This window comes from Sphingomonas lenta, assembly GCF_002288825.1.
Lineage (GTDB): Bacteria > Pseudomonadota > Alphaproteobacteria > Sphingomonadales > Sphingomonadaceae > Sphingomonas > Sphingomonas lenta.
The window spans coordinates 520,903-543,778 of record NZ_NSLI01000002.1; the positions used below are offsets into that span (position 1 = coordinate 520,903).

The 22,876-nt window shown below is 66.3% G+C and carries 25 protein-coding genes; 11 read left to right on the forward strand and 14 right to left on the reverse strand.

Features of this window, described 5'->3' with window-relative positions; genetic code table 11:
- Positions 1-5 precede the first annotated feature (5 nt).
- The 5 genes from CKY28_RS05735 to CKY28_RS05755 all read right to left on the reverse strand — a co-directional run bounded on the left by CKY28_RS05735 (position 6) and on the right by CKY28_RS05755 (position 6,136).
- Positions 6-1,001, reverse strand: a complete 996-nt coding sequence (locus CKY28_RS05735) for a LysR family transcriptional regulator (protein ID WP_095997365.1) — start codon at positions 999-1,001, stop codon at positions 6-8.
- Positions 998-3,514 carry an NAD-dependent epimerase/dehydratase family protein gene (locus tag CKY28_RS05740; RefSeq protein ID WP_095997366.1) on the reverse strand — a complete coding sequence of 839 codons (2,517 nt, stop codon included), beginning with the start codon at positions 3,512-3,514 and terminating at the stop codon, positions 998-1,000. The genes CKY28_RS05735 and CKY28_RS05740 overlap by 4 nt, the downstream gene beginning before the upstream one ends.
- A 31-nt stretch (positions 3,515-3,545) precedes the next feature.
- Positions 3,546-4,400 (reverse strand): universal stress protein, encoded by an 855-nt coding sequence (locus CKY28_RS05745; protein WP_095997367.1) that lies wholly within the window; start codon positions 4,398-4,400, stop codon positions 3,546-3,548.
- A 49-nt stretch (positions 4,401-4,449) separates the two neighbouring features.
- The gene (locus tag CKY28_RS05750; protein WP_095997368.1) at positions 4,450-4,989 is read right to left on the reverse strand and encodes a DUF1269 domain-containing protein; all 540 of its coding nucleotides are present in this window, start codon (positions 4,987-4,989) and stop codon (positions 4,450-4,452) included.
- Between the two features lie 229 nt (positions 4,990-5,218).
- Entirely contained in the window at positions 5,219-6,136 is a 918-nt protein-coding gene (locus CKY28_RS05755) for a hydrogen peroxide-inducible genes activator (RefSeq protein WP_095997369.1), read from the reverse strand.
- Between the two features lie 275 nt (positions 6,137-6,411).
- Between CKY28_RS05755 and CKY28_RS05760 the strand changes: the two genes are divergently transcribed.
- From CKY28_RS05760 to CKY28_RS05785, 6 genes are all read left to right on the forward strand, one after another.
- On the forward strand, positions 6,412-6,741 hold the full coding sequence (locus CKY28_RS05760; protein ID WP_095997370.1) for a hypothetical protein: 330 nt from the start codon (positions 6,412-6,414) through the stop codon (positions 6,739-6,741).
- Entirely contained in the window at positions 6,738-8,369 is a 1,632-nt protein-coding gene (locus CKY28_RS05765) for a histidine kinase famiy protein (RefSeq protein ID WP_095997371.1), read from the forward strand. The genes CKY28_RS05760 and CKY28_RS05765 overlap by 4 nt, the downstream gene beginning before the upstream one ends.
- Positions 8,370-8,614: 245 nt before the next feature.
- Positions 8,615-8,836 (forward strand): hypothetical protein, encoded by a 222-nt coding sequence (locus CKY28_RS05770; RefSeq protein WP_095997372.1) that lies wholly within the window; start codon positions 8,615-8,617, stop codon positions 8,834-8,836.
- A 335-nt stretch (positions 8,837-9,171) separates the two neighbouring features.
- Complete coding sequence (locus CKY28_RS05775) at positions 9,172-9,585, forward strand: hypothetical protein (RefSeq protein WP_095997373.1); 414 nt, start codon at positions 9,172-9,174, stop codon at positions 9,583-9,585.
- Positions 9,585-11,303 (forward strand): long-chain-fatty-acid--CoA ligase, encoded by a 1,719-nt coding sequence (locus CKY28_RS05780; RefSeq protein WP_342747142.1) that lies wholly within the window; start codon positions 9,585-9,587, stop codon positions 11,301-11,303. Before CKY28_RS05775 ends, CKY28_RS05780 begins: the two co-directional genes overlap by 1 nt.
- Positions 11,303-11,518, forward strand: coding sequence for a TFIIB-type zinc ribbon-containing protein (locus CKY28_RS05785; protein WP_095997375.1), 216 nt, complete (start codon positions 11,303-11,305; stop codon positions 11,516-11,518). The genes CKY28_RS05780 and CKY28_RS05785 overlap by 1 nt, the downstream gene beginning before the upstream one ends.
- A gap of 46 nt (positions 11,519-11,564) precedes the next feature.
- Here the strand turns inward: CKY28_RS05785 and CKY28_RS05790 are convergent, their stop codons facing one another.
- Positions 11,565-11,810 carry a hypothetical protein gene (locus tag CKY28_RS05790; RefSeq protein ID WP_141243857.1) on the reverse strand — a complete coding sequence of 82 codons (246 nt, stop codon included), beginning with the start codon at positions 11,808-11,810 and terminating at the stop codon, positions 11,565-11,567.
- A 164-nt stretch (positions 11,811-11,974) separates the two neighbouring features.
- Positions 11,975-12,580, reverse strand: coding sequence for a recombinase family protein (locus CKY28_RS05795; protein WP_095997377.1), 606 nt, complete (start codon positions 12,578-12,580; stop codon positions 11,975-11,977).
- A 276-nt stretch (positions 12,581-12,856) separates the two neighbouring features.
- On the opposite strand from CKY28_RS05795, the gene CKY28_RS19055 reads away from it, so the two are divergent.
- Positions 12,857-13,354 carry a helix-turn-helix domain-containing protein gene (locus CKY28_RS19055; RefSeq protein ID WP_095997378.1) on the forward strand — a complete coding sequence of 166 codons (498 nt, stop codon included), beginning with the start codon at positions 12,857-12,859 and terminating at the stop codon, positions 13,352-13,354.
- Entirely contained in the window at positions 13,354-13,926 is a 573-nt protein-coding gene (locus CKY28_RS05805; protein WP_095997379.1) for a PIN domain-containing protein, read from the forward strand. Before CKY28_RS19055 ends, CKY28_RS05805 begins: the two co-directional genes overlap by 1 nt.
- 250 nt (positions 13,927-14,176) lie before the next feature.
- On the opposite strand, the gene CKY28_RS05810 is transcribed toward CKY28_RS05805, so the two are convergent.
- Positions 14,177-14,362: a hypothetical protein gene (locus CKY28_RS05810; protein ID WP_095997380.1), complete on the reverse strand. Its 186-nt coding sequence runs from the start codon at positions 14,360-14,362 to the stop codon at positions 14,177-14,179.
- Between the two features lie 320 nt (positions 14,363-14,682).
- Between CKY28_RS05810 and CKY28_RS05815 the strand changes: the two genes are divergently transcribed.
- On the forward strand, positions 14,683-15,258 hold the full coding sequence (locus CKY28_RS05815) for a hypothetical protein (RefSeq protein ID WP_176472969.1): 576 nt from the start codon (positions 14,683-14,685) through the stop codon (positions 15,256-15,258).
- A gap of 72 nt (positions 15,259-15,330) precedes the next feature.
- Here the strand turns inward: CKY28_RS05815 and CKY28_RS05820 are convergent, their stop codons facing one another.
- Positions 15,331-15,627: a ribbon-helix-helix protein, CopG family gene (locus CKY28_RS05820; RefSeq protein ID WP_176472970.1), complete on the reverse strand. Its 297-nt coding sequence runs from the start codon at positions 15,625-15,627 to the stop codon at positions 15,331-15,333.
- 568 nt (positions 15,628-16,195) lie between these two features.
- On the opposite strand from CKY28_RS05820, the gene CKY28_RS05825 reads away from it, so the two are divergent.
- Positions 16,196-16,897 (forward strand): phosphoribosyltransferase, encoded by a 702-nt coding sequence (locus tag CKY28_RS05825; RefSeq protein WP_095997382.1) that lies wholly within the window; start codon positions 16,196-16,198, stop codon positions 16,895-16,897.
- Between the two features lie 718 nt (positions 16,898-17,615).
- Entirely contained in the window at positions 17,616-18,320 is a 705-nt protein-coding gene (locus CKY28_RS05830) for a DarT ssDNA thymidine ADP-ribosyltransferase family protein (protein ID WP_095997383.1), read from the forward strand.
- Positions 18,321-18,375: 55 nt separating this feature from the next.
- Here CKY28_RS05830 and CKY28_RS05835 read toward each other — a convergent pair whose 3' ends face one another.
- The 5 genes from CKY28_RS05835 to CKY28_RS18160 form a co-directional block, all read right to left on the reverse strand.
- A complete protein-coding gene (locus CKY28_RS05835; protein ID WP_095997384.1) occupies positions 18,376-19,572 on the reverse strand; it encodes a tyrosine-type recombinase/integrase in 1,197 nt (398 codons plus the stop codon).
- A complete protein-coding gene (locus CKY28_RS05840; RefSeq protein ID WP_245841692.1) occupies positions 19,569-20,849 on the reverse strand; it encodes a site-specific integrase in 1,281 nt (426 codons plus the stop codon). Before CKY28_RS05840 ends, CKY28_RS05835 begins: the two co-directional genes overlap by 4 nt.
- A gap of 187 nt (positions 20,850-21,036) precedes the next feature.
- Positions 21,037-21,732, reverse strand: coding sequence for a TetR/AcrR family transcriptional regulator (locus tag CKY28_RS05845; protein WP_095997386.1), 696 nt, complete (start codon positions 21,730-21,732; stop codon positions 21,037-21,039).
- Positions 21,733-21,988: 256 nt separating this feature from the next.
- On the reverse strand, positions 21,989-22,468 hold the full coding sequence (locus CKY28_RS05850; protein WP_095997387.1) for a hypothetical protein: 480 nt from the start codon (positions 22,466-22,468) through the stop codon (positions 21,989-21,991).
- On the reverse strand, positions 22,462-22,803 hold the full coding sequence (locus CKY28_RS18160; RefSeq protein WP_176472971.1) for a hypothetical protein: 342 nt from the start codon (positions 22,801-22,803) through the stop codon (positions 22,462-22,464). Before CKY28_RS18160 ends, CKY28_RS05850 begins: the two co-directional genes overlap by 7 nt.
- Between the last annotated feature and the right edge of the window lie 73 nt (positions 22,804-22,876).

The window sequence follows — 22,876 nt, forward strand, 5'->3', positions numbered from 1 at the left end:
GCCGGTCACGGTGCCGGCATGGGTGGATCCGAGCCGCACGACGGGTCCGCCGGCATCCCGGCCGCTTCGGTCCTGAAACGCTCGGTCAGCTCGCGATGAACACGCGTGCGCCCCGTGCCACGTCGCGAGACCAGAGCGATCTCGCGCCCGTGCTTCGGGTCGGGAAGCGGTCGTACGACGAGGCCTGCGCAGCCGCGCATGGCGCGGCGGACGAACAGCTCGGGCAAGAGCGCCAGGCCCATGCCCGCCGCCGCCATCTGCCCGACCGCGTGCAGGCTGGCGCCCTCGCCCTCCCACGACACCGCCATACCCTCGTCCTCGGCGAACGCCGCCGCGCACGCCTCCATGCCGTGACCGGGAGTAAACGCCAGCAGCGGCCGGCCGGAGAGGCGGGTGGCCTCGGCAGGCTCCGTGTTCGCCAACGGGTCGTCAGCCGCTACGGCCAGGAACAACCTCTCGCGCAGGATGACCTCGACCTCGAATCGACTCTCGTGCATCGACACGGGCGCGAGCAGCAGGTCGTGGTCACCCGCCGCCAAGCCGCGTGCGAGCGCGGCCGGCATGTCCTCGCGGACATGGACGCGCAACGCCGGATGATCCCGGTGAAGCGCCGCGATCGCGGTCGGCAACAGATAGGGACCTATCGTCGGGCAAGCGCCGAGCCGCACGGTTCCCGACAGAGCGTCCGTATCGCGGATCGCGTCGATCTCCCGCAACGTCAGGAGCACGTCGCGCGACTTCTCGAGCACGGCGCGCCCGGCAGGGGTCAGGATCACGTCGGGTCCGCGCTCCACGAGCTTCTCGCCGGTAGCCCGCTCGAGCGCGTTGATCTGTCCCGAGAGCGTCGGTTGCGATACGCCCAGCCGCTTGGCCGCTCGCGTGAACCCGCGTTCCTGGGCCAGCGCCACGAAGCATTGAAGCTGCCGCGCCGTCGCGTGCGGACGCTTGATCGGCGCACCCGAGTGTCGTGCGGCATGGATGTTTCGAGCCGACCTTGTCATCGGGTCAGCAAGCTCCAGCCGCCATAGCGCTGACGGATCGGCCCGCGCCGACGGGCGAGCACAACGAGAGCCAGGCCGCACACGACGCTGTTCACGGTCGCGGCCGCGCTCGCTTCGTACAGGAACGGCGTCGCGAGCAGTGCGAGACCCAGCGGCATGACCAGGAAGCGGACCGCGCGCGTCGGCTCCGCGGCCGCGATCGACAGCACGGTGAGCACCAGGAGGCCGATCACATGGTCGGCGTTCGCCATATCGCCGGTCGTGCCGAAGGCCAGGCGCGTGAACACAAGCCAGATCGCGATCAGGCCGCACAGGGCCATGTTCCAGGGGAGGCCGACGCCACCCCCGACCACGTCCTTGAACACCGCGCCGGGCGGCCGGTCGAACTCGTCCGTCGGGGCGGCCCGTTGCGGTCGCGAGGGCTCGACCTCGTCCGTGTCGCCGAGGAAGAAGACGCGGACCCAACTCCTGCCAGCACGCGCACGCCTGCGCACGAACTGGAGCGAGGCGAGGAGCTCGTCGACGGCGAACGGGATCTGGAGGAGCATGGCGGCGGCGCCGACGAGCGCCAGCGTGCTCCAGGTGCCGATCACCACCGGCTGGATGATGACGAAGGTGATGGAGGTGACGCTCAACGGCACGATCAGGAGGCCGAACAGGACGACGAGCCAGGGCATGGTGCGCCACCGCGCTTTGAGCCCGATGATCCCCGTCACGATCTCCAGGATGTAGGTGACCCCGCCCAGGCCGCCGTCCGAAATGGGCCAGGCCTCGGCCACTGCGGAGGTGATGATCTCCTCCGTCCCGTTCTGCGGGTCGGCGGCGCTGCCCGCGAAGAACGGTTCCCACACATGTGGAAGCTGCTCGAGCTGGTAGCCGGCGAGGTAGCGCGACACATAGAGCCCGACGAGCGCGAGCGCGATGATGGGGAGCCGCTGCGTCCAGGCGGACGGATTGTATGTCCAGCCGGGCGGCACGTCGGGTCCGGCGGTCGCCGCCAGCGGCGACACGCCGGGCTCGGGCGGAAGCGCCAGCGCGAAGCTCATCACCAGCGCGCCGACCAGCGTGTCGTTGAGATACGCCGCCGCGTTCGTGGTCCAGAAGATCAGCGGCGCGAAGAGAAGATAGAACCCGACCAGCCCAGCTCCCCAGCGCGCCCAGGTCGCACGCCACGAGAGCGCCGCGAAGGCCAGGAAGATGAGGATGCCGCCTGCAAGCAGGTCGCTCCAGATCATCTCGGGCTCGGTCAGCCCAAGCAGCGGCGGCGAGGTCACGAGCCAGGTGCCGAGCGCCATGTTGGCGAAGTGCGCCCAACGGTAGCGGCCGTGCTCAGCGCGTCGCGTCGCCTCGTGCGTTGCGCGCAACTCCTCCGCGTTGAGGCCGGCTTCGCCCGCCGAAACCATCCAATCCGGGGGCGCGATCCCGTGGCGGCGGTACCAGGCGACCGGATCGCGCTTCAGGCTGGCTACGATGGCCGGCAGTTCGCGCTTCAGCGCGTGCTTCGGCTCCCAGCCGATCAGCGACCGGGCGCGGCCGATGTCGAGCGCGTAGTGGTGGTCGCCCATCAAGGCCATGTACGGCCGGACGAACGGCTCCTCGCCCCCGTCGATCGCGTCGGGGATGAGCGGTTCGAGCTTGGCCAGCCCCCATGCTCCGACCGCGGCCACCCGCTTGGGCACGCGCATCGTCGGCCAGTCCTCGGCACCGTGGAGAAGGTAGCCGATCTCGTCTTGGAGCGCGTCGTAGCTGACGGGGTCCGGCTCGCCGATCAACATCGTCGCGCGCTTGGGCAGCAGGCTCCGGCGCTCGATCGTGCGCCTGACGGCGTCGACCATGTCGCCCATGTGGAGCAGCGACTGGCCGGTCAGCGGCGACCCCGCGTAGACATGGCCCTGTAGATCGCGCGCGTGGATGCGCGCGATCTGGTGCGCGAGCGTCGGGATCAGCCGCTCCTCGTCGTACACACCGGCAAGGCGGAGGATCGCGAACGGGATCCGGCCCGCCTCCTCCTCGACGACCCGCTCGGCGAGCACCTTGGAAGCCGGGTAGGCGTAGGCCGGATCGAACCGCTGGTTCTCATCGATGCGCTCGCCGGGCCGGCACGGCGCATGAACGAGCATCGTGCTCGCGTAGACGAACTGCTCGACGTCGAACGCCTGGAGCGCGCGCAGGAGACGGCGCGTGCCCTCCACGTTCACCGCACCATATAGCGGGTGCTCTTCGCCCGTTTGGTCGAAATAGGCGGCGAGGTGGACCACGCTCGCGATCCGCGGCCCGAAGCGCTCGCGGACGCGCAGGAGCGCCAGCTCGACCGCCGCGTCGTTGGTGAGGTCCGCCTGGAAAACGGGGAAGCCTCCATCCGAACTCGCAAGGTCCAGCCCTGCCACCCGGTAGTCGGCCGAGAGCGCCCCCGCCAGCAATCGGCCGAGATTGCCGGCGGCCCCCGTGATCAGCACGACCGGCTTAGACTCCGGCCTGACCTCCCAAGCGCCCGCCTGGGTCGTCGCCAGCATCCGCTCCTCCGCTGGGTTCACCGCCGAGCGCCTATCGGGCCATGAAGAGAGGCAGGGCGGCGTTATCCAATACGTGGTGCGTGACCCCGCCGAACAGCGTCTGGCGGAGCCGGCTGTGCGTGTAGCCGCCCATGACGAGCAGGTCGGCCGAGAGCTCCGACGCCTGTTCCAGCAGCTCCTCGCCCACGGAGCCTTCCGGCTCGCGCACGTGCTTTTCCGCCGCGATTCCGTGACGCGAAAGGTAGCTCACGAGCTGGTCGGCTTTCGACCCTTCCGTTCGCGACGTCGCGAAGGTGAGCACATGGACGCGCTCGGCGCGGGTGAGGAAGGGGAGCGCCGTCGTCACCGCCCGCGCGGCCTCCACGCTGCCGTTCCAGGCGATCGCCACCGTCTTGGGAAAGTCGAGCCCGAGCTCGTCGGTGACCACCAGCAGCGGCCGGCCGGCGGACTCGAGCGTGCATTTCAGCAGCGAGGAGGTGGGCAGCGGCTTCGCCCCGTTGGCCGAGCGGCGCGGAAACAGGATCAGGTCATGGGTGAGCGCGCAGTCGGCCACGACCTCGTCGTCGTTCCCGAAGGCGACCCGGAGCGACAGCGGCGACTTCGCATCCGGCGAAGGCTCCGCAGACTTCAACGGCAGGACGCCGAGTTCGTCGAGAAGCCGCCGCACCTCGATCTCGCGGCGCTCGGCATGCTGGTGAGTCCGCTCCACGAGTTCACCCCAGCCCGCGGTCATGGGATAGTGACCGTAGACGTGGAGCGACGAGAAGTCGGTCAGTGCGAGGAGCGCCGTGACGTGGGCGTCGACCTTGCCGGCGAGCGTGAGGGCGAGCTCGACCGAGTGCCGGTCGAGCTCGGGTTCGACCAGCGGCAAAAGAATGGCGCGCATGGTGTTCTCCTTTCGAACGGGAGCGCCGGCCGCCGCCGGCCGGACTGCCTCAGGCGGTTTGCGGGGTCGGCTCGGTCGAGCCTACCTGCCGCAACGCGGCCTGGAGCCGCGCCTCTTGGTCGGGCGAGAGGGAGGAGCGCATCACCCGGCCGCCAAAGCCCTTCAGCTCCGCCAGCACCTTCTCGGGCTGTGCCTTGCGGACGAGGAGGAAGAGGGCCGACGTGCCAGGCTGGAGCGTCTGCCCCATCTCGCGGATCAGGTCGTCGTCGATCCCGAAGTCGACGAGGCTGCCCGACAGCGCTCCGGTTCCCGCGCCGACCAAGCTGCCGACCGCGAAGCCGGCGATCGGGTTCATGAACAGGAGCCCGACGAGCGTGCCCCAGAGGGCACCCGACAAGGCGCCGTAGCTGGCGCCGTGTCCGACCATGCTGACCGACTGCTTGATATGTACCTTGCCCTGCGGCTCGCGGATCGCGACTACGGCGTCGCTAAGATCGATGAGATATTCGCGGCGTAGCTTGTTCAGCTCGTTGAGCACGCGGTCCGCGTCGTTTTCCGTGTCGAACGCGACGACTACCAGTTCAGCCATGGGTCGGCTCCGATATCAGCCAATCGCGGCGGCGGGCGCACGGGCGGAGTACGTGCCCGGAACGGGGTGCGTGCGAACCGCGATGCGGTTGTCGATATGCGTCCGGGACCGGGGGCGGGGTCCCGGACGCCGCGAGAGCGTCCGGTTAGGGGTGGCGAGCACCGGCCGCTACGCAGGAGATAGCAGCGCCTCCCGCATTGGAGGAAATAGATTGACGCCCGTTCGGGCGTTAGGCCGCGACTATGGGATCGAGGATCAGCCGCGCGGCCGCCTGCACCTGTTCGGCGATAATCCGGAACGCGGGCGCCATGCTCGACGACTGCCGCCAGGCGAGCGCGACCGAGCGATGCGCCTTCCAGCCTGCGACCTTTAGGACGGCGAGTCCCGTGGAGCCGCCCACATCCGATGCTAGATAGAGCGCGGGCAGGACGGTGAGCCCGAGGCCGCTCGCCGCCATCTGGTGAAGGCTGTCCAGGCTCGTGCCCTCGTAATCGGGCGAGAGCCGCATCCCGTACGACTTCGCGATCTCGGCGGTCTGCCGATGGAAGTGATGCCGGGCGTCGAGCGAGATCACGGGCTGCCCCGCGAGATCAGCGGGCTCGAGTACGCGCCCGGTCGCCAGCTCGCAGTCGACCGCGCACACCAGCAGGAGCGGTTCGCGGAACAGCGGCTCCACCGCCAGATCGTCGCCGACGATCGGTAACGGTCCGAGGTGCACGTCCAGCTCGCCGCGTGAGAGCTCCAGCGCCTGCTGGTCGGGTATGCCCTCGCGAATATAGAGCCGCAGCTCGGGCGCGATGCGGTGCAGCTCGGCGATCATGGGAGACAGGAGGTAGGGGCCCAGCGTCGGCGTGGTGCCGAGCCGCAGCGTCCCGCTGAGCTGGTCGGACGCGCTGGCGGCGAGCGCCTCGATGTCGCGCACTTCGCTTAGGACGCCGCGGGCTTTGGCTACGATGCTGCGGCCGATAGGGGTAAGGATCGCGCCGGACGTGCCGCGGTCGACGAGCTTGACGCGCAACCTGTCTTCCAACGCCTTGATCTGCTGGCTCAGCGTCGGTTGCGACACGTTGGCCAGCCGCGATGCATGCACGAAGCTCCCGCAGTCGGCGAGCGTAACCAGATAGCTGAGCTGCCGGAGGGTGGGCACGGCCCAGTATAGTCACAGACTATCGCATTTTGGCAAGCCTATCGATTTGGTCGGACACGTTCGAACGTAGTAGCGTCCGTTCGGCAAAAGAGTTCAGGCCGCTTAGGCGGTTGATGGTCCAAGACCTTTCGCCGGGTAAATCCGTGTCTCCAACAATAACTTAGGACGGGAGGGCCGCTCCTGCGGTGTCGTAGTGGCACACGATGTGCGCAAACCGTCCCGAACAAATTTCAGCCTTTTGACGGGCTGACGACCAGGCCTTCGGGAGATGAGCAATGCGCTTCGCAATCCTATCATTGTTTCTGCTCGGCGCCTGCGGGCGCGAAGACGCGCCCGAACGCACCGTAGTCGAGGCGGCTGCGCCGGCGCAGATGACTTCGGTCCAGCGCCGGATCGTGGACCTGCCGGCTGGTCAGCGCGATGCGGTGCTGCTGCGTGCCATTCTCGACGGCGGCGCGCCCTGCCAGGGCGTGGGCGAGGTCGAGCGGCGTCCGGACGCGAACGGCGCTCCCAACTTCCTGGCCCGGTGCGTCGACGGGCCGATCTACATGATCGCCGTCTCTCCGACGGGCGTGGCCCAGGTCGCGAAGATCGGGCCGCGATGAAGGGCGGCGACCCGGAGACCTACAGCGGCGGACCACCACCTCGCCTCAGCGGCGCGGTCAATCCGGACATGGCGGACCGCAACAACGACGTTTTCTTCGCGGCGGTTTCGACGACGCGCATGCCGATGATCGTCACCGACCCGAACAAGCCCGACAACCCGATCGTCTTCGCCAACCCGGCGTTCATGAACATGACCGGCTATAGGCGGGACGAGCTGATCGGGCGCAACTGCCGCCTGCTGCAGGGTCCCGATACGGACCTTGAGACCATCGCCGAGCTGCGCGACGCCATCCGCGAGCGGCGCGAGACCGCCGTCGAGATCCTCAATTACAAGAAGGACGGGGCGACGTTCTGGAACGGCCTGTTTATGTCACCCGTGTTCGACGCGGACGGCAACCTCGTCTACTATTTCGGCTCGCAGCTCGACGTGAGCCGCAGGCGCGACGCCGAGGAGGGGCTGCGTCAGGCGCAGAAGATGGAGGCGGTCGGCCAGCTCACCGGCGGCGTCGCGCACGACTTCAACAACCTCCTGACCGTGATCCAGGGGTTCACCGACCTGGTCCTGACCCAGCTTCGCATCGATCCCGCCGCTTTCGACGCAGGCAGGGCGATCCGGTCGCTGGAGGCCGTCATGCAGGCGGCGCGCAGGGGCGCCACGCTCACCCAGCAGCTTCTCGCCTTCGCGCGCAAGCAGACGCTGCGGGACCGCGTAGTCGATCTGGTCACCCTTATTCGAGAGCTCTACCCGATCATCGAGCGCACGGCGGGCGGTGCGGTGCGGGTCGACATCCGCGCCGAGCACGGCGCGTGCAACGCCCGCATCGACGCGAACCAGGCCGAGCTCGCGATCCTGAACATACTCATCAACGCCCGCGACGCCATGCCGCACGGCGGCGGGATCACCATCGACTGCGCGCACCGAACGATCGACGCCGGAGATCAAGGGTTCGGCGAACTCGAGCCGGGCGACTATGTGATGCTGTCGATCACCGATACGGGAACCGGCATGTCGCCCGAGATACTCCGGCGCGTGACCGAGCCGTTCTTCACGACCAAGGAACCCGGCAAGGGCACCGGGCTCGGCTTGTCGATGGTCTACGGCTTCATGAAGCAGTCGGGCGGCGCGCTGCGCCTCTACTCGGAGGAAGGGCTCGGCACGACGGTGCGCATGATCTTTCCGCGGGCGAGCGGCGCGGCCGAGCCGCCCGCGCTGCCGCAACAGCGGGACATGCTCGACAAGCGCGGCCATGAGACCGTGCTCGTCGTCGAGGATCAGGCGGACGTCGGCGACTATGCGGAGGCGGTCCTGCGCGAGCTCGGCTACGCCGTGCTGAGAGCCGGCGATGCGGACGAGGCGCTCCGCATCCTCGACCGATCGACCCACATCGACCTGCTGTTCAGCGATCTTATAATGCCGGGCGGCATGAACGGCGTCATGCTCGCCCGCGAGGTCAGGCGGCGGCGTCCGGGAGTGAAGGTGCTGCTGACGACCGGATACGCCGGAAGCTCGATCGAGCGCGTGGATGCCGAAGGTGCGGAGTTCGACGTGATCGGAAAGCCCTACCGGCGAGCCGAGCTCGCGAGTGGGGTGCGGCGAGCGCTCGACGGCCCAAGCGGCACGGTCTAGCCTATCCTCCTCGCGGCCGACCCCGAGTACCGGTATCAGGCCGGCGGTCTTCGCTTCAGGCTATAGCGGCGGTGCGGCAGCTTCGGTTGGATCGCCCACCTACTCGCCGGTAGGACATGACGCGTGGGCCGGGCCCCTCTGGCGAGATCGCATCGCGGTCTTGCGATGTCGGACCGCAGCGGGTCGCGACATCCCGTCTACCGACGAGCTTCGCGAGCGCTTAATGCCGCGACGGAGCAGGTCGGATGCACACCTTGGTCGAGAGGCTGCTCGCCGCATACCTCATGCTCTCGCGCGAGATCCGACGCGCCCGCCGTCGCACGCATCCTAACGCCGAGCGCATCGCGAGGCTCCGGGCGGAGCGACAGGCGGTGAAGAGCAAGCTCGCCCGGCACTGGCCGACGCCGAACAGCGCGCTCGCATTCGTGCGGCAATCGCTGCGGCGCATTCTTCAGCGGGGCCGTTGATCGGTCGAGCGGGTCTGGTCGCGACCGCGCACGGGTGGGCCATAGACGACTTCTATACTCCCGGTGCTCGCCTTTCGATTGGTAACGCCACCCTGCCTGTCGCTAGATCGGAGGCGCCGGAACGGTCGAGGTCCATGCGAGCCCTGAGCCGATCCCTTTCGGGCCCATTAGGCGCGACCGTTCCGGAATCGCTCGCCGCCATCCGCGGCGGCTCAATCCGGAGGTGCGACGAGCTTCCATGTTCCCCCATCTGCCAGGTGCTACGCGATCCCTGCGGCTCGGCATGCTGGCCAGGGAACCAGCCCTGCACACCGCCCGGTCGAAAGGAGAGGAACATGCGCAAGCCGCTGATCGCCTTGGCCCTGATCTCCACCTTGGCACCGTCCACCGCCGCTCTGGCGACGACGGTGACGGTGCACAACCGCTCGCAGCAGCCCATGCGGTTGGCGGTGGACAAGCCGTTATCGGGCTATGAGGAACCGCTCAGCGCGTCCGTCGAGCCCGGCTTCGTCGCCCTGACATACAAGCCGGGCGGCAAGGTGCTGATGCCGCACGCCGAGGCCGAAGGCGCCGCCTTCTCGGTCCGCTACGTCGACGAGCGCGGCACGGGTTGCCGCTTCTCGGTCACGCCCGTTCGCCACAGTAGCGCTTACGCGCGCGCCGTGCCGGTCGCCGAGCCGATCGGAGGCGCGCGCTGCGAGGCCGCGACCGGCTCGACCATCGGCGACTTCGTGTTCACGGTGCGCTGATGCCGCCCGAAGCAGCCCCCTTCCTCCTCGACAGCGGAGCCGGCCCTGCGCCGCGCCCTGCCCGGGCGCATGGTCCCGACCTTCTCTCCAAGCCCCGCCTCGTCACCCACATGCTCGACCTGACGGTCACCCGACACGGTGCGCTGCCGGCGATCGACTTCATGGGCCGGATCACGACCTGGCGCGAGCTGAGCGAGCTGGCGGACAGTGCGGCCGCTAGCCTCCAGCTTCTCGGCGTGACGCCAGGCACGCGCGTCGCGCTCTGCCTGCCCAACACGCCCCATTACCCCGTCCTGTACCTCGCGACGCTGCGCGTCGGTGGCGTCGTGGTCAACGCGAACCCGCTCTATTCCGAGCGCGAGCTGGAGCACCTCATCGCCGACTCGGGCGCGGAGGTGGTCGCGACCTGCGACATCCCAGACGTGCACGCGCGCGTGACGGCCGTGGCCGCGCGGCTGAGCCTGCGCCACGTGATCACCTGTCCGGTCGCGGACGCGCTGCCCTGGCCGAAGCGCTTCGCCTACAAGCTGCTGAAGCGCGGCGATATAGCGCCGCTGGACGAGGACGCGTTCACCTTCGACCGCCTCGTTTCCGGCCCAAGACGTCCCAAGCCGGTCTCCGTCCGCTCCGACGCGCTCGCCGTGCTGCAGTACACGGGCGGCACCACGGGCACGCCCAAGGCGGCGATGTTGAGCCACGCCAACCTTGTCGCGAACGCAGACGCCATGGTCGCGCATATGGGGGAGGCGCGTGGCGCACCCTGCGTCGTCATGGGCGTGCTGCCGCTGTTCCACGTCTTCGCATTGACCACGGTGCTCAACTTCGCGCTGCGCACGGGCGCCAAGATGGTGCTGCTGCCCCGCTTCGAGCTCGGCCAGCTCATAGCGACGCTCGACCGGACACGGCCCGATTACTTGCCCGTCGTGCCGACGATCCTGCACGCGGTCGCCCGCGCCGCGGAGAAGCGCCCGATCGACCTGTCCTACGTTGGCGCCTGCATCTCCGGCGGCGCTCCGCTCGCGCCCGAGACACGCCGCGCGTTCCAAAATGCGACGGGCGCCAGGGTAGTCGAGGGCTACGGTTTGTCGGAAGCCTCGCCCATTGTCGCCTGCCAGCCGCTCGGCGGCGACGCGCCGGACGGGTCGGTAGGCCGGCCCTTTCCGGGCACCGACGTCGAGATCCGCGACCCGGACGCGCCGGACCGGCTGCTCATGGTCGGCGAGGTTGGCGAGATCTGCGTACGCGGGCCGCAGGTGATTTGCGGCTACTGGAACCGCCCGGACGAGACAGATGCAATCTTCGTCGACGGTGCGCTGCGCACCGGCGATCTCGGCCGCATCGACGAGCGGGGCAACCTGTTCATCGTCGATCGACTCAAGAACATGATCCTGTGCGGCGGCTACAACGTCTACCCGCGCGTGATCGAGGAGGCGCTCACTGAGCATCCGGCCGTCGCCGAGGTGGTCGTGATCGGCGTGCCGGACGAGTATCGCGGCGAAGCGCCCAAGGCGTTCGTCGTGCTCAAGGAGGCGACCGCCGCCACCCCCGCCGAGCTCCGCGCGTTCCTCGCCGATCGGTTAAGCCGCATCGAGCTGCCGCGCGAGATCGAGTTGCGGGAGAGCCTGCCCAAGACGCTGATCGGGAAGCCGTCAAGGAAAGAGCTGGTCGAGGAGGAACGCGCCAAACGCCTCCGGCCGGTCGCGGGGGAGAGCCGTTGATGCCGCGCGCCGTACCCGTCACCTGCCCGGTGTGCGGCGGCGCCGGCGACATCGTCAGCTCGGGGGCGATCGAGTACGACCGGTGCGGGTCCTGCGGCGGCGTCTGGCTCGACTGCGGCGAGCTGGAGGTGCTGCTCGCGCTTGCGCACCGCTCCGGCAAGGAGAAGGCTTTGCGGAGTCATAGCGCCAACGGACCGGCGCTCGTGCCCGCCTGAAAGCGGCCGCTCTTGCGGCCAGCCCTCAAGGCGGCTTCTATCGATCTCAGGCCGCTTCGTTGAGGCGCTTCTCCGGCTCGTCCTCGACCTTGCGCAGCCGGCTCAGCGGTACCAGCGCCTCGCCCCTAAAGGTACCAGGTTCGCGTATCCAGGCGGTCTCGCCGCGGACGGCGGCGATCTCGTAGGTGGGACCGGTGTTCAGGCCCAATTGCACGAGATCGCCCTCCCGCTTGGGACGGCTGCAGCCGGTGTGGGTCGAGTGATCTAAGCGGAACGCGTCGGCGAAGCTCATGCCCTTCTCCCTGATCGGTCCGGCCATCCCGCTCCGGGTCCACCCCGCTGCGGATCGCCTTTGCTCAGGTCGGGAGATGAGGTGGAGGTGGAGCATCCGCAAATTCGAAGCTTCCTGGCCCGAGCATAGCGTCGGCCTATGACAACCCCGCCTATGAAATGTGATCAAGACAAGCCTTCTGACCGACCGAGAGCGGGTGTGTCTGGCAAGTCCGATCTAAGGGCGGCAAGTTCTCGATAGAGCGTCGATCGGCCGAGCCCAAGCTGCCGCGCTGCCTGAGTAGGGGTAAGTCCTGCCTCCACCAGCTTGAGCGCGGACGCGAGCTTCTCCTCGTCAAGCGGCGGCCGACCGGGCACTTTGCCGCGGGCGCGAGCTGCCGCGATGCCATCACGCGTGCGTTCCACGATGAGCCGCCGCTCGAAGTGCGCGATCGCGCCGAAGACGTGGAACACGAGTTCGCCCGCGGCCGACGACGTGTCCAGCCGCTCCTCGAGCGAGCGGAAGGCGAGCCCCCTGCCCTTGAAGCCGTCCACCGTCTCGAGCAGCTCCTTCAACGACCGCCCGAGCCGATCGAGGCGCACCACGCACACGATGTCGCCCGGGCGCGCGAAGTCCAGCAGCGCCGTAAGCCCGGGCCGCTCGAACTGCTTGCCCGACACCACGTCATCGAACACGCGGATCGCGCCCGCCTCGTCGCGAAGCCGGCGGCGCTGCACCTCGAGATCCTGGTCGCTGGTCGATACGCGCGCGTAACCGAGTACGTCGGGCACCCTCGTTTCCTTGTCTCTCAACCGCTCGGTTGCTGGACCCGGGCGCAGCGACTCCCATTTCCGGTCGCAAGTCCTCCCTAAATACCGTCCCTGTACAGCACCCGTTGAGGAACTCGCTGCATCCTATGTAGGATAGTCCGATACGCATGGCCCCCTTCATGGCCTCTCAGTTCTCATCGCGCAGCGCCTAGCAATCGGTAGAGCCACCTACACTCGCGTTACACTTATTGCGTTTATTGGTCGTCCGGCTTACTTTCGGGCCGACGGAGACGAATCATGGCCGCCCTGGCATTCAATTTTGAAGAGCTACACGAGCCTACGCCGCAGGAGATCGCCGCAGCGAGCGACGCCGCGCGCGCGCTTGCTCGGGTCGACGGCACGCGTCCGGTGCGCCTTCAGGTCGAGGATGACGAGGCCGCGAGCTTTACGCTGCCGACTGGTGTATTCGGCACGCTGGTCAAGATGCTGGCCGAGATTGGCAACGGCAACGCGGTCACGGTGGTGCCGGTGCTTGCCGAGCTGACCACGACGCAGGCGGCCGACCTGCTCAACGTCTCGCGCCCGCACCTCATCAAGCTGATCGAGCGGGGCGAGCTGAAGCACAAGATGGTGGGCACGCACCGGAAGCTGCTCGCGCGCGACGTGCTGGCCTATCAGGCCAAGGTCCACGCCGCGCAGGGCGAAGCGCTCGACGCCATGGCCGCGCTCGACCAGGAGATGGGGTTGTACGACGAGGCCGGCTCGGCCGACGATCGGGCGCGCAAAGCCGCCTGATGCTCGTCGGCCGGTACGGCGTCGTGCTCGACGCCAATGTATTGTACCCCGCAACCCTGCGCGGCGCGCTGCTGCGCATGGCTCAGGAACGGCTGTTTCGGCCCATGTGGAGCGATCGCATTCTCGACGAGTGGGAACGCAACGTCCGAGCCAATAACCAGCACCTGGTCGATGACCAGTTCGCGCGCATGCATGCGATATTCAGGCTTTTTCCTGACGCCTATGTCAGTGGCCAGCAGCATCTGCGGCTGGCCGAGCCTCTTCCCGACCCCGACGATGAGCATGTGTTCGCGACGGCGGTCGCGGGGGCGGCCGACGCGATCGTCACCTTCAACATCAAGGATTTCCCAGCCGAGGTGGCTGATGATCTTGGCGTGGAGATCCGCCATCCCGACCAGTTCCTGGTCAACGTGATCGACCTCGATCCGGCTCGCGCGCTCAAGGCGCTCAGGCTACAGCGGGAAGCGCTCAAGAACCCGCCTATGGTCGTGGGAATCTACCTCGAAAAGCTGCGTGCAGCCGGGCTCGTCCAGACGCATCTGCGGCTCGCCGGTCTCGCTGGCCTGCTGTGACCGGCCCCGATGACCTTGAACTGGGCCGCGGAGGAACAAAGCTATGGGGCGAGCTTTTCGGCGGCCTGGCGATGACCGAAGTAGTCGAGGTCTTTCGATGTATAAGAGCCGTAAGCCGCGAGCTCACCCACGTGGCAGTAGCGCTCGGCCCACGGGTTCAGGGCTCCGCCTCCAACAATGAAGGCCCGGTCACTCAGCTTTAATGTGCTCGCCAGATCATAGGCGATTTCGGGAGCCAGACCTACGTCGCTCAGTCGAATCTCTCTTGGCAGATCACCGAGGAGCTGAGAACCTCTAGCGAGGAGAAGAACCCGTTGCGCGCGCGCAACTCGCCTTGCGACACGTAGCCATGATCCAGCTGAAACGCGTCGAACGCACGACTGCGCTCCTTCTCGCGCTGCCGCTCGGCAGGATGATAGTGGCAGACCTGTCGCATTGGCTGTCTCCAGAGTCAGGATATCTGCCTCATCCGGTTACCGGTCAATGATCCGCTCCGGGACGGCCTCAGTTCCTTCAACTTGACCGCCCGGCAACCGGAGCGCCTCCTCTGCGGCGAGTGCTTCAGCCCGCACCGCCGATCGGCACCCCGGATACCGGTACCGCATCCGTCTCACGAACAGGTACATGCGCGAAGGACTCAGAGTCGCAGCCGTGGAACTTTGCCGGGCTCCGATGAAGTGCCACGGGCGGCATAAGTGGAGGGCGGCGGCCCCAAGGGGGATTCACAAGAGTCGGCGTTTGTGGTCTGTCCCTGCTATGTTCCAGACCGACATGTTCTCGATGCTGGCGGACGCGGCTCCCCTCCCCCGACCGGAACAGGTGAAATGTCACGAGCGACACGAGCGGCTGGACGCGCCGGCGGTGATCGCGCGCATCGCCCGGGTCTCGAAGCGGCCCCGCTACACGCTCCTCCTTCTCAACCTGATCGCGCGCGTGGCCGACGCCAAGGGCAGCGCGGGTCCATATGTCTGGGAGGACGGCCGGCGCATCGGTATACGCGACTGGCTGGCGGACGCGATGCTGCCCCTGGCGCAACGCGACCATCGCCGCCTCGCTGTCGTGGAGAAGGTCCGGGCGGATCTCGCCCGGTGCGGCGCCCTGCCCGCCGACCCGGTCCGAGCCGAGCGGGTGATCGAGGAGGAGGTGCGCTCGCGCGTGCTGCAGTCAGGCCGGTGCAGCGTGTCGCGCAGCGTGTCGGACCTGGTGCGCGCCGGCCTGGTCCGGCGCTGGTACCAGGGCTACCGGGTCGACCACCACAACCGCGGCGCGCAGCGCGAGGCGGTTTACACGATCCCGGTCGAGGTCAGGCGCGCGCTGGGGCAAGCGGGCTAGTCGATCGCAGCCGCAACATATAGCCTCGCGTGTGGTATTCGGCAGCCGAGAGGCAGTGACGCGCCTGAACCCTTAAAACCTATGGAACTCGTCCAAGCGTCCGCGCACCGTATCCTCCACGCGCTCAAGTACGTCGGCGTGCTCACGGCTTATAATGACGCTGCAGGCTGCCATGGCATACTCCAGCGCCACCGCGAAGCGGGCGATGTTAAGGGACGTGCCCAGTCGAGCCATAGGCAGTCCGTAGTGAATGACGAGGCGCAGCGCCTCGCTTCTCGAGCAGCCATGGTCTTTGGCAAGCTCGTCTACTTGAGCGAGCTGCGCTCGGGGCAGGCGTACGCCGACATGGGGATCACGTTCAGTGGTCATAAAACCAACTCCTAAAAGTGGAGCTGGTGGGGACTGCGCAACCCACATACTTGAACCCGAAACCTAGATATTTGCAAGGGTGTTCCAGACAGGGGGCGGTTCACCCGGGTGAACCGAGATTAGCGGGCGCGAATAAGGGCTTGCTTCGCTTGACCTCCGCGGGTTCACCCGGGTGAACCGGAGAGGTCGCCTGTAAGTCACTCTTACGTCAAGGAAAGCACACGCGGTCGCCGCATAGGGTGTGCTTGTCAATCAGGGACTTTGGCATCGTTCTGTGGTCGTGAAAGGCATCCACTTCATCGGCAATAAAACCGCTTTCCGGCAGGCACTTGGGCGCGCGGGACAGCGCGCCATTGACCGATCGACCCGTATCGCAAGCGCGGTAATGTTCCAGCTTTGATCCGGATTTGGGACCAAATAGCCATCACCTGCATACGCGCTGGATCGCGCCACGGTCGGTCGCTCGTTCGGTGATTCGGGGGCAGCACAAACGACCCGCTGGTGTATTGGTCGGGCGATGGAGACACCCCCGACCCGGCTCCCGTGGCCTCCCGATTTCCCGGACGTAGTGGTCCACACGACGGTCGCGCAGCGCGATGGTCATCCGGGCTACGCCCGCGCCAAGGCGGGCGATCCTGACGCCGCTTTGACGCTTGCGATCGACCTTCTTGACGGCGCTGCGATCGAGACCTTGCAGAGTGCCATTGCGGGCCGTCCAGCGCTCCTGCTGCCGGTCATCGCTGACGAAACAACGGGCTTCAACGCGATCCCGGATGCGATGGCGCAGGTGCTCGGCCGCGCCCTCGACCTACCCGTAATCGCGGGCGAGATCGTCCAGACCAACAAGGTCGGACACACTCGCGCTCCGGCGTTCCAACGGCTGGTCACACCAGCCATGTTCGACGGCCAAGTGCAGCAGGGTGCGGCCTACGTCCTGGTCGACGATCATGTAGGATTGGGCGGCACTTTGGCGAACCTGCGCGGCTATGTTGAGGCGCGGGGCGGATCGGTCATCGCGATCACGACGTTGACGGAGAGCCGCGACGCAAAGCGCATTTTGCTGAGACCTGAAACGCGCGATGTGCTATGGCAGCGGCATGGCGAAGAACTCGACCAGCTCTGGCGAGCCCAATTCGGGCATGGGATCGACTGCCTCACCGAGGTCGAAGCCCTCCAGCTATGTCGTCAGCAATCCGTTGCCGGCATCGAGGGTTTCCTGGCTAAGGCAGCAATCGAAGCACGTGGCCGCGGTCTCGCACCTGCGGTTTAGCCAGTACGACTGACGCTGCTTCCTCGGTCGACGAGCGCCGCGTGTTACATTGGAGCGTCATATTTCACTTAGGTGGGGCGCTTGTCTGATACGCGCGCCCGTCCGCTTTCGCTCATGCCCGCCCGTGACGTTTAGGAGTTGCCGCGAAGACGGGTTGTGTCATTTACCCATCAAGTGACACTGGTTTTTTTGAACGCTGAAGGGGGCCGCGGATGCGGAGGATTGTTCTGTTTGGTTTGATCGGTATCGCCATAGCTGTTGCGGGACTAGTTTTTGCGAACAGGCGGGTCATTTGGCCTATCGAGAAGCAGGTAGCGATCGCAGTTCAGCTCGATGCCGAGAGATGTACAGGACCCAGGCGCGATGTTCTTATCGCCTTTGAGAATGGATCGGGTCGGACAATCCAGAGTGTCAACGCAGAGATCGAGGTGCGGCGACAAGGCTACTCTAGCGTTATTGCGACCGACCGCTTCTACAGCGATAAGATTATGCCCCCGGGATCGAAGGAGGAATACTGCGTTATCAGACCGGGCTCTCAGATTGGTGGGGTAGCAGTAGCAACCGCGGCACCGTTTGCCGATCCCTATCGCGAAACGAAGGACAGCGACTTGGTGCTGTCAGGAAGCGTAACGATGGTAAGTACCGAATAATTCCTTTGCTACCTATCAACAAAAGCGAAATTTGATCGATGGACCTGTATCAATAGTTTCTGCCTAGGATGCAGCGTGAGGCCATAATGGCACGGAAAAAGGACTATTGGCAGGTTATCGCGGCTCACGTTGCAGCGGTTGTCAAAGATCGCGAGATTGAGCACGTGCTGCATTTTACCCGCCTTGAGAACCTTCCCGGTATTCTCGAGCACGGACTGCAACCCCGCTCGAACCTGACGCTCGCCAATCTCGATTTTCGCCCAAGCGATACCAGTCGCTTAGATGAGAAGAGCGATGCGGTTTCAGTATCAATCTCCTGCTATTACCCTGCTATGTTTGCAGCCAAACGGTTCCGCGCGGGAAGTAAGCCTTGGGTTATTCTTTTTCTAAATCCAAGTCTGCTTTCGAACTGCCACTGTCTCTTTCTTCAGCGAGGTGCCGCGACGACCGCAACAATACAGGACCGCAGCAAGAGATTCGGCGGATACGCATTGTGTAATCTTTTCGACGATCTCCCGGTCGGAATTGACACGAAAGATAAGAGTTTCCGCGAATACTGCCACCTCCCACGGAGTTGGCCAACATACCCTGACTCGGAGGTTCAGGTAGTGGGTTCGATCCACTCGAGCTACCTCACGGGCGCTTGGGTCGAGACGATCGAACATGAAGAGTACGTTCGTGCGGCATTCAACGCCGCGGGCCGAAGAGACTGCGACGTGGGCATTCATCCGTTTGAGCCGAGAATTTGCTGCAAGCCGTATAGCTGGGGCTAAATCGTTCCTGCGCCGCTGTATCTTAGAACGTGCCGCCTTGCCTCGCCGATTGCTGCTACGTCATCATCCGCTCAATAGCCGCTCCAATTTGCTCGGCCGCATCCAGGACGTGCTCGTCGTCAAGGTGCGCATAGCGAGCCGTAGATTGGTGGTTTCTGTGCCCTAGCAGCCTCCCGATCATCGGCAGGGTTTCCTTGTTCATGGCCGCGTGACTGGCGAAGGTATGCCGAAGGTCGTGCAGGCGCACCTTGGGCAGGCCCGCCCGGTCGCGAAAGTCGTGCCAGTAGTGGGTGACGGCTCGGATGGGCTTGCGGAAGCGCGCGTTCCAGAACAGCCAAGGCACATTCTTGAGCCGTGGCAGCGTGCCGATCAGCGCCCGCGCCTCGTCACCCAGCCATACGGTTCGCGGGCCGGTTTTGCTGTCGCGCAGGTTCAAGCGGTTGCCGCGCACGTCCTGCCATTGCAGGCCCAAAATCTCGCTCACGCGGCAGCCGGTGAGCAGCAGCAGCGTGATCGCGGTCGCCATGATCGGCCTGACCCTGTCTTCTCCCGCGCGCTCCTCCGCCAGCAACCGCCCAAGCTGTCGCATCTCCGCGGTGCTCAGGAAGCGCTCGCATTGCCGCCTGCGATTGAGCCGCACAGCGCGGCAGGGGTTGGTGTTCTCCAGCCGGTAGCCCCACGCCTCCGCCTTGTTCAGCATGTTGTTGAGGATGCTCATGACGCGGTTCGCCGCGCCCGGCCCCGTCCGGTTGTTCAGGTCGGCGAACCACTTGGTCACGTCCGCCTCGTTCAGCGCGTCGATGAACACGCCGGGGAACGCGCCGTCGAGGTAGAGCGCGCGATAGCCGCACTGGGTGTCATACGTCGACGCCTTCCAGTGCGGCGACCATCGCGCCCAATACTCGTTCAGGAAGTCGTCGAACCGCGGCGCTGAGCGGATGCGCTTGCGGTCGGTAGCGGGATCAAGGCCAACCTGCGCATGTGCGATTACCCTCCGCGCGACCATCGTCGCCTGATGGCGCGTGATGACCGACGCCGGGCCGATGGTCACCGTCCGCAGCCGTCCGGCCATGCGGGTCTGGACGATGTAGACGTTCCGCCCCGTCGCATAATGGCGGATGCCAAATCCGTGCTCGACGCCGATCCATGTCGTTGTGCGCGGCTTGCCCTTGGGGAGCCGCAGATAGACGACGTTAGCGCCAACTTCGGCCAGGGCGTCCGCGACAACCTGGCGGAGCGCAAGGGCGGTCATGCCCGCAGTCCGATCGCCTGGGCGAGCGAGCCGGAAATACGCTGTGCCGCATCCGCGATCACATCATCCGAAAGGTGCGCGTATTTGGCTGTAGTCTCGGGCAGCAGATGCCCGAGCAGCTTCCCGATTGTGGCGAGCGGCACGTTGTCCATGATCGCCGTCGAGGCGAAGCTGTGACGCAGATCGTGGATGCGCACGTCCGGCATAGAGCAAGTGCGCCGAAAGGCGTTCCACCAGTTGTCCAGCTTGACCGGTGCGGCTCCCGAGCGGTTCGGGAAGACGAAGGGGCAACCATCCCGTCGCGGAACGGCATCAAGGATCGCCAGCGCCTGGCTGTTCAGCCAGATCGTTTTCGCGCCGGTCTTGCTGTCGGGTAGCGCCAGATGCGGCGGGCGCACCCATTCCCATCGGAGGTCGCGTATCTCGCTGACCCGCGCGCCGGTGTAGAGCAGCAGGCGGATGATCGTGACCTCGGCGGGGCTGGCGGCCTCGGCGGCGCGCAAGGCCGCTCCGAGGCGGCGATACTCCAGCGGCGACAGGTAGCGCTCGCACGGTTGCCGCTTGTAGCGGGGCGTGCCGCGGCATGGGTTCGATCCCTTGCGCCTCAGATGCAGCTGCTCGGCATATTTCAGCAGGGACGCGAGCACCGGCAGGGCACGGTTGAACCTTGCTTCGTCCGCGCCTGCACAGCCGTCACGCCAGCGGATGATGTCGGCGGGCACGATGTCCGCGACGCGGATTGAGCCGAACACGGGCGCGAGGTCGAGCCGCCACGCATTGCGGTTGCGCGCGGCGGTCGATGGCTTCCAATAGCGGGCTATATCGGTCCAGTAGGTTTCAACGTAGTCGGTTAGCTCAGGCGTCGACTTCGCAACGGTGCGCTTCGGCAAGCCGTCCAGCGCCACTTCTGCGAGAAGCCGCCGTGCCTGGGTCCGGGCAAGCACCGCGTCCAGCTCGTCGCTCCGACCCAGCGTAATCCGCCGATGCTTACCGCGATGCCGGAGCCTGACGAACCAATGGTAGCGGCCGGTTGGGTGAATCCGCAGCCCGAAGCCGGGCAGCTCGGTGTCCCAGATGCAGTATTCCGACGCCTGAACGGGATGCTTCCGCCGGGCAAAGTTACCATCAAGCAATGCCCGGCGACCGGGCTTTCGCCGGTTTGGGACCATAAGGCCATCAGACATACCCGAACCGGAGCCGAAAGTCGCGGAAATGTGCGGATTTGCTGGGACCAGATAGCCATCCGGAGCATCGGTGCCGCGAAGTGTCGCAAGCATTTCCTGCACTGATTTTACTGCACTTTTTCCCATTCTTCTGCGGCTAGCCGCGTAGGGTGTGCTAATAGAAGGGACTGATTTTTTGCCTCAGTCGGTCAGCCAAGGTCAGCGGTTCGGATCTGATCCGGGCCACCTCCGGTAGGGGGTTGGAAGGCCCGTAGGCGCCTGAACCTGCGTCACGCCCCGTTTAGAAATCCATCGCGATCTGGCCCAACTGGATGGGCGTCTTCGCCCTCTGACGCGGAGATTTGACGGATCTCCCGCCCCGATTCTCGGACGTGAATGTCGCATGCGCATCCAGTGCCAGCCCACGGATCGCGATCTCGGCGACGGCCGTCAGCGCCTCTCGACCTGCGCCGCCCGACGCCTGTACGGCGATGCCGTGGAGCATGGCCATCACGTACTCGGTCACGAGGACGACATCCGTACCAGCAGGCAGATCGCCCTCCCCTGCCCCACGCTCCAGACGTGCGCGGACTGCGGCCTGCCGGCTCAGCCGCTCCGTCGTCAGCAGGTTTCGCGCGACGGCGCCCTCCTCGCCTGAGGCGAGTGCGCCATGGACGACGAGGCAGCCCGGCGGGCAATCAGGCGCGGTGACGGCGATCGCCGCTTCCAGCAGCAAGGCACGGATCGCTTCGACCGTCCGCGGCCGCTCCAGGGCTTGGCGGAAGTACGAGCCTGGTCCGGCGACATAGTGGCTCAGCACCGCCCGGAACAACTGCTCCTTGTCGCCGAACGCCGCGTAGAGGCTGGCGCGCGAGACGCCCATCACTTCGGTCACGTCGGCGATCGAGGTGCCCTCGTACCCATCGCGCCAGAACAGCTCCAGCGCGCGATCAAGCGCCTCCCCTTTGTCGAACCCGCATGGCCGTCCACCCGGCATATGCGCTCCCGTCCAGGTTCTGGTACGGCCGTTCTACAACTGCTGGCGATGCTGCGCTATCTCGTTCTGGACCGCCGAGTCCAGAATTGGGTGCGATTTGCATGCGGCACACGGTCCCGTCCGTCGCGGCGGTATGAAGCGCATCAAAGCTGCTGCTCCTTGGGACTCCGGCCGCCTACCCTGTCCGGCACCTCCCCGACTGGGTGGCCGTAGCCGCCCCTGTCGCCGATCGCCAGGACAGCCGGCGCGCGCCTGCTCACGATGCGGTGCTCGTTCGGCGCAAGCTCACGCCGCGGGCGCGTGCCGCCGCATCGCGCGCCCGCTGACGCTGGATCGCGACCGCCTCGACCACCTCGCGACGAGTAAGGACGTGGTCGGGATCGCGTGCGTGTTGCCCGTCGAGGTCGACCAGCAGCTCGGTCATGGCCTCGTCACCCACCACGCCGCGCACTGCATGGAGCCAGCGAGCGGACGCGTATGGGTGCGACCAGCCGTACATCGTGCGCGCGCACCACAGGGCAAGCCAGATGACCGGCACGAGCGAGAGGGCGAGGGCAACGCCCGCGAACCACTTCTCGCCCACAATCAGGACGAGCGGCGGCAAGAAAAAGGCGACAGGTATGGCCAGCGTGGTCGGCCACACGGGCAAGCCGCCGTTCGCGAGGTCGGCCCGGGCGACCAGCCGGTCGAGATAGGATGCGCGGCCGCCCTCCCCTGTCCCGTCCACGATCACCAACCCCGCGACGGATCGTAGCCGCCGCTGAAGGATGCGGACGAGCTCGACGAGTGATCGGGCCCGGAGCTGGACACACCCGACCAGGATGAGCTGCTCCAGTCGTTGCTCGTCAGCCTCCCGGCGTGGTTATGATAATCAGATCCAGCTGGGTCGGCGCCCTTGCCGGATGTCTCGTCGCAAGGGTGCCGGTCGGTTCCGTACCGGTTGCCGGTTACGTCGACAGCACGGTCCATCATGGAAAGCCCGGTCGACGGGTTGACGCCGGGGTTGGAGCCCAGGTCGGGCGTGCCGCGCGTTCCCCATTGATCGAACAGGTTGGTAAAGAAGCTGCGCATGCTCACAGGGCTCCCCTGGTCAGGACACGCCAACTATATCGGTCGTATAACGCACAATGAGTACTACTGCGGG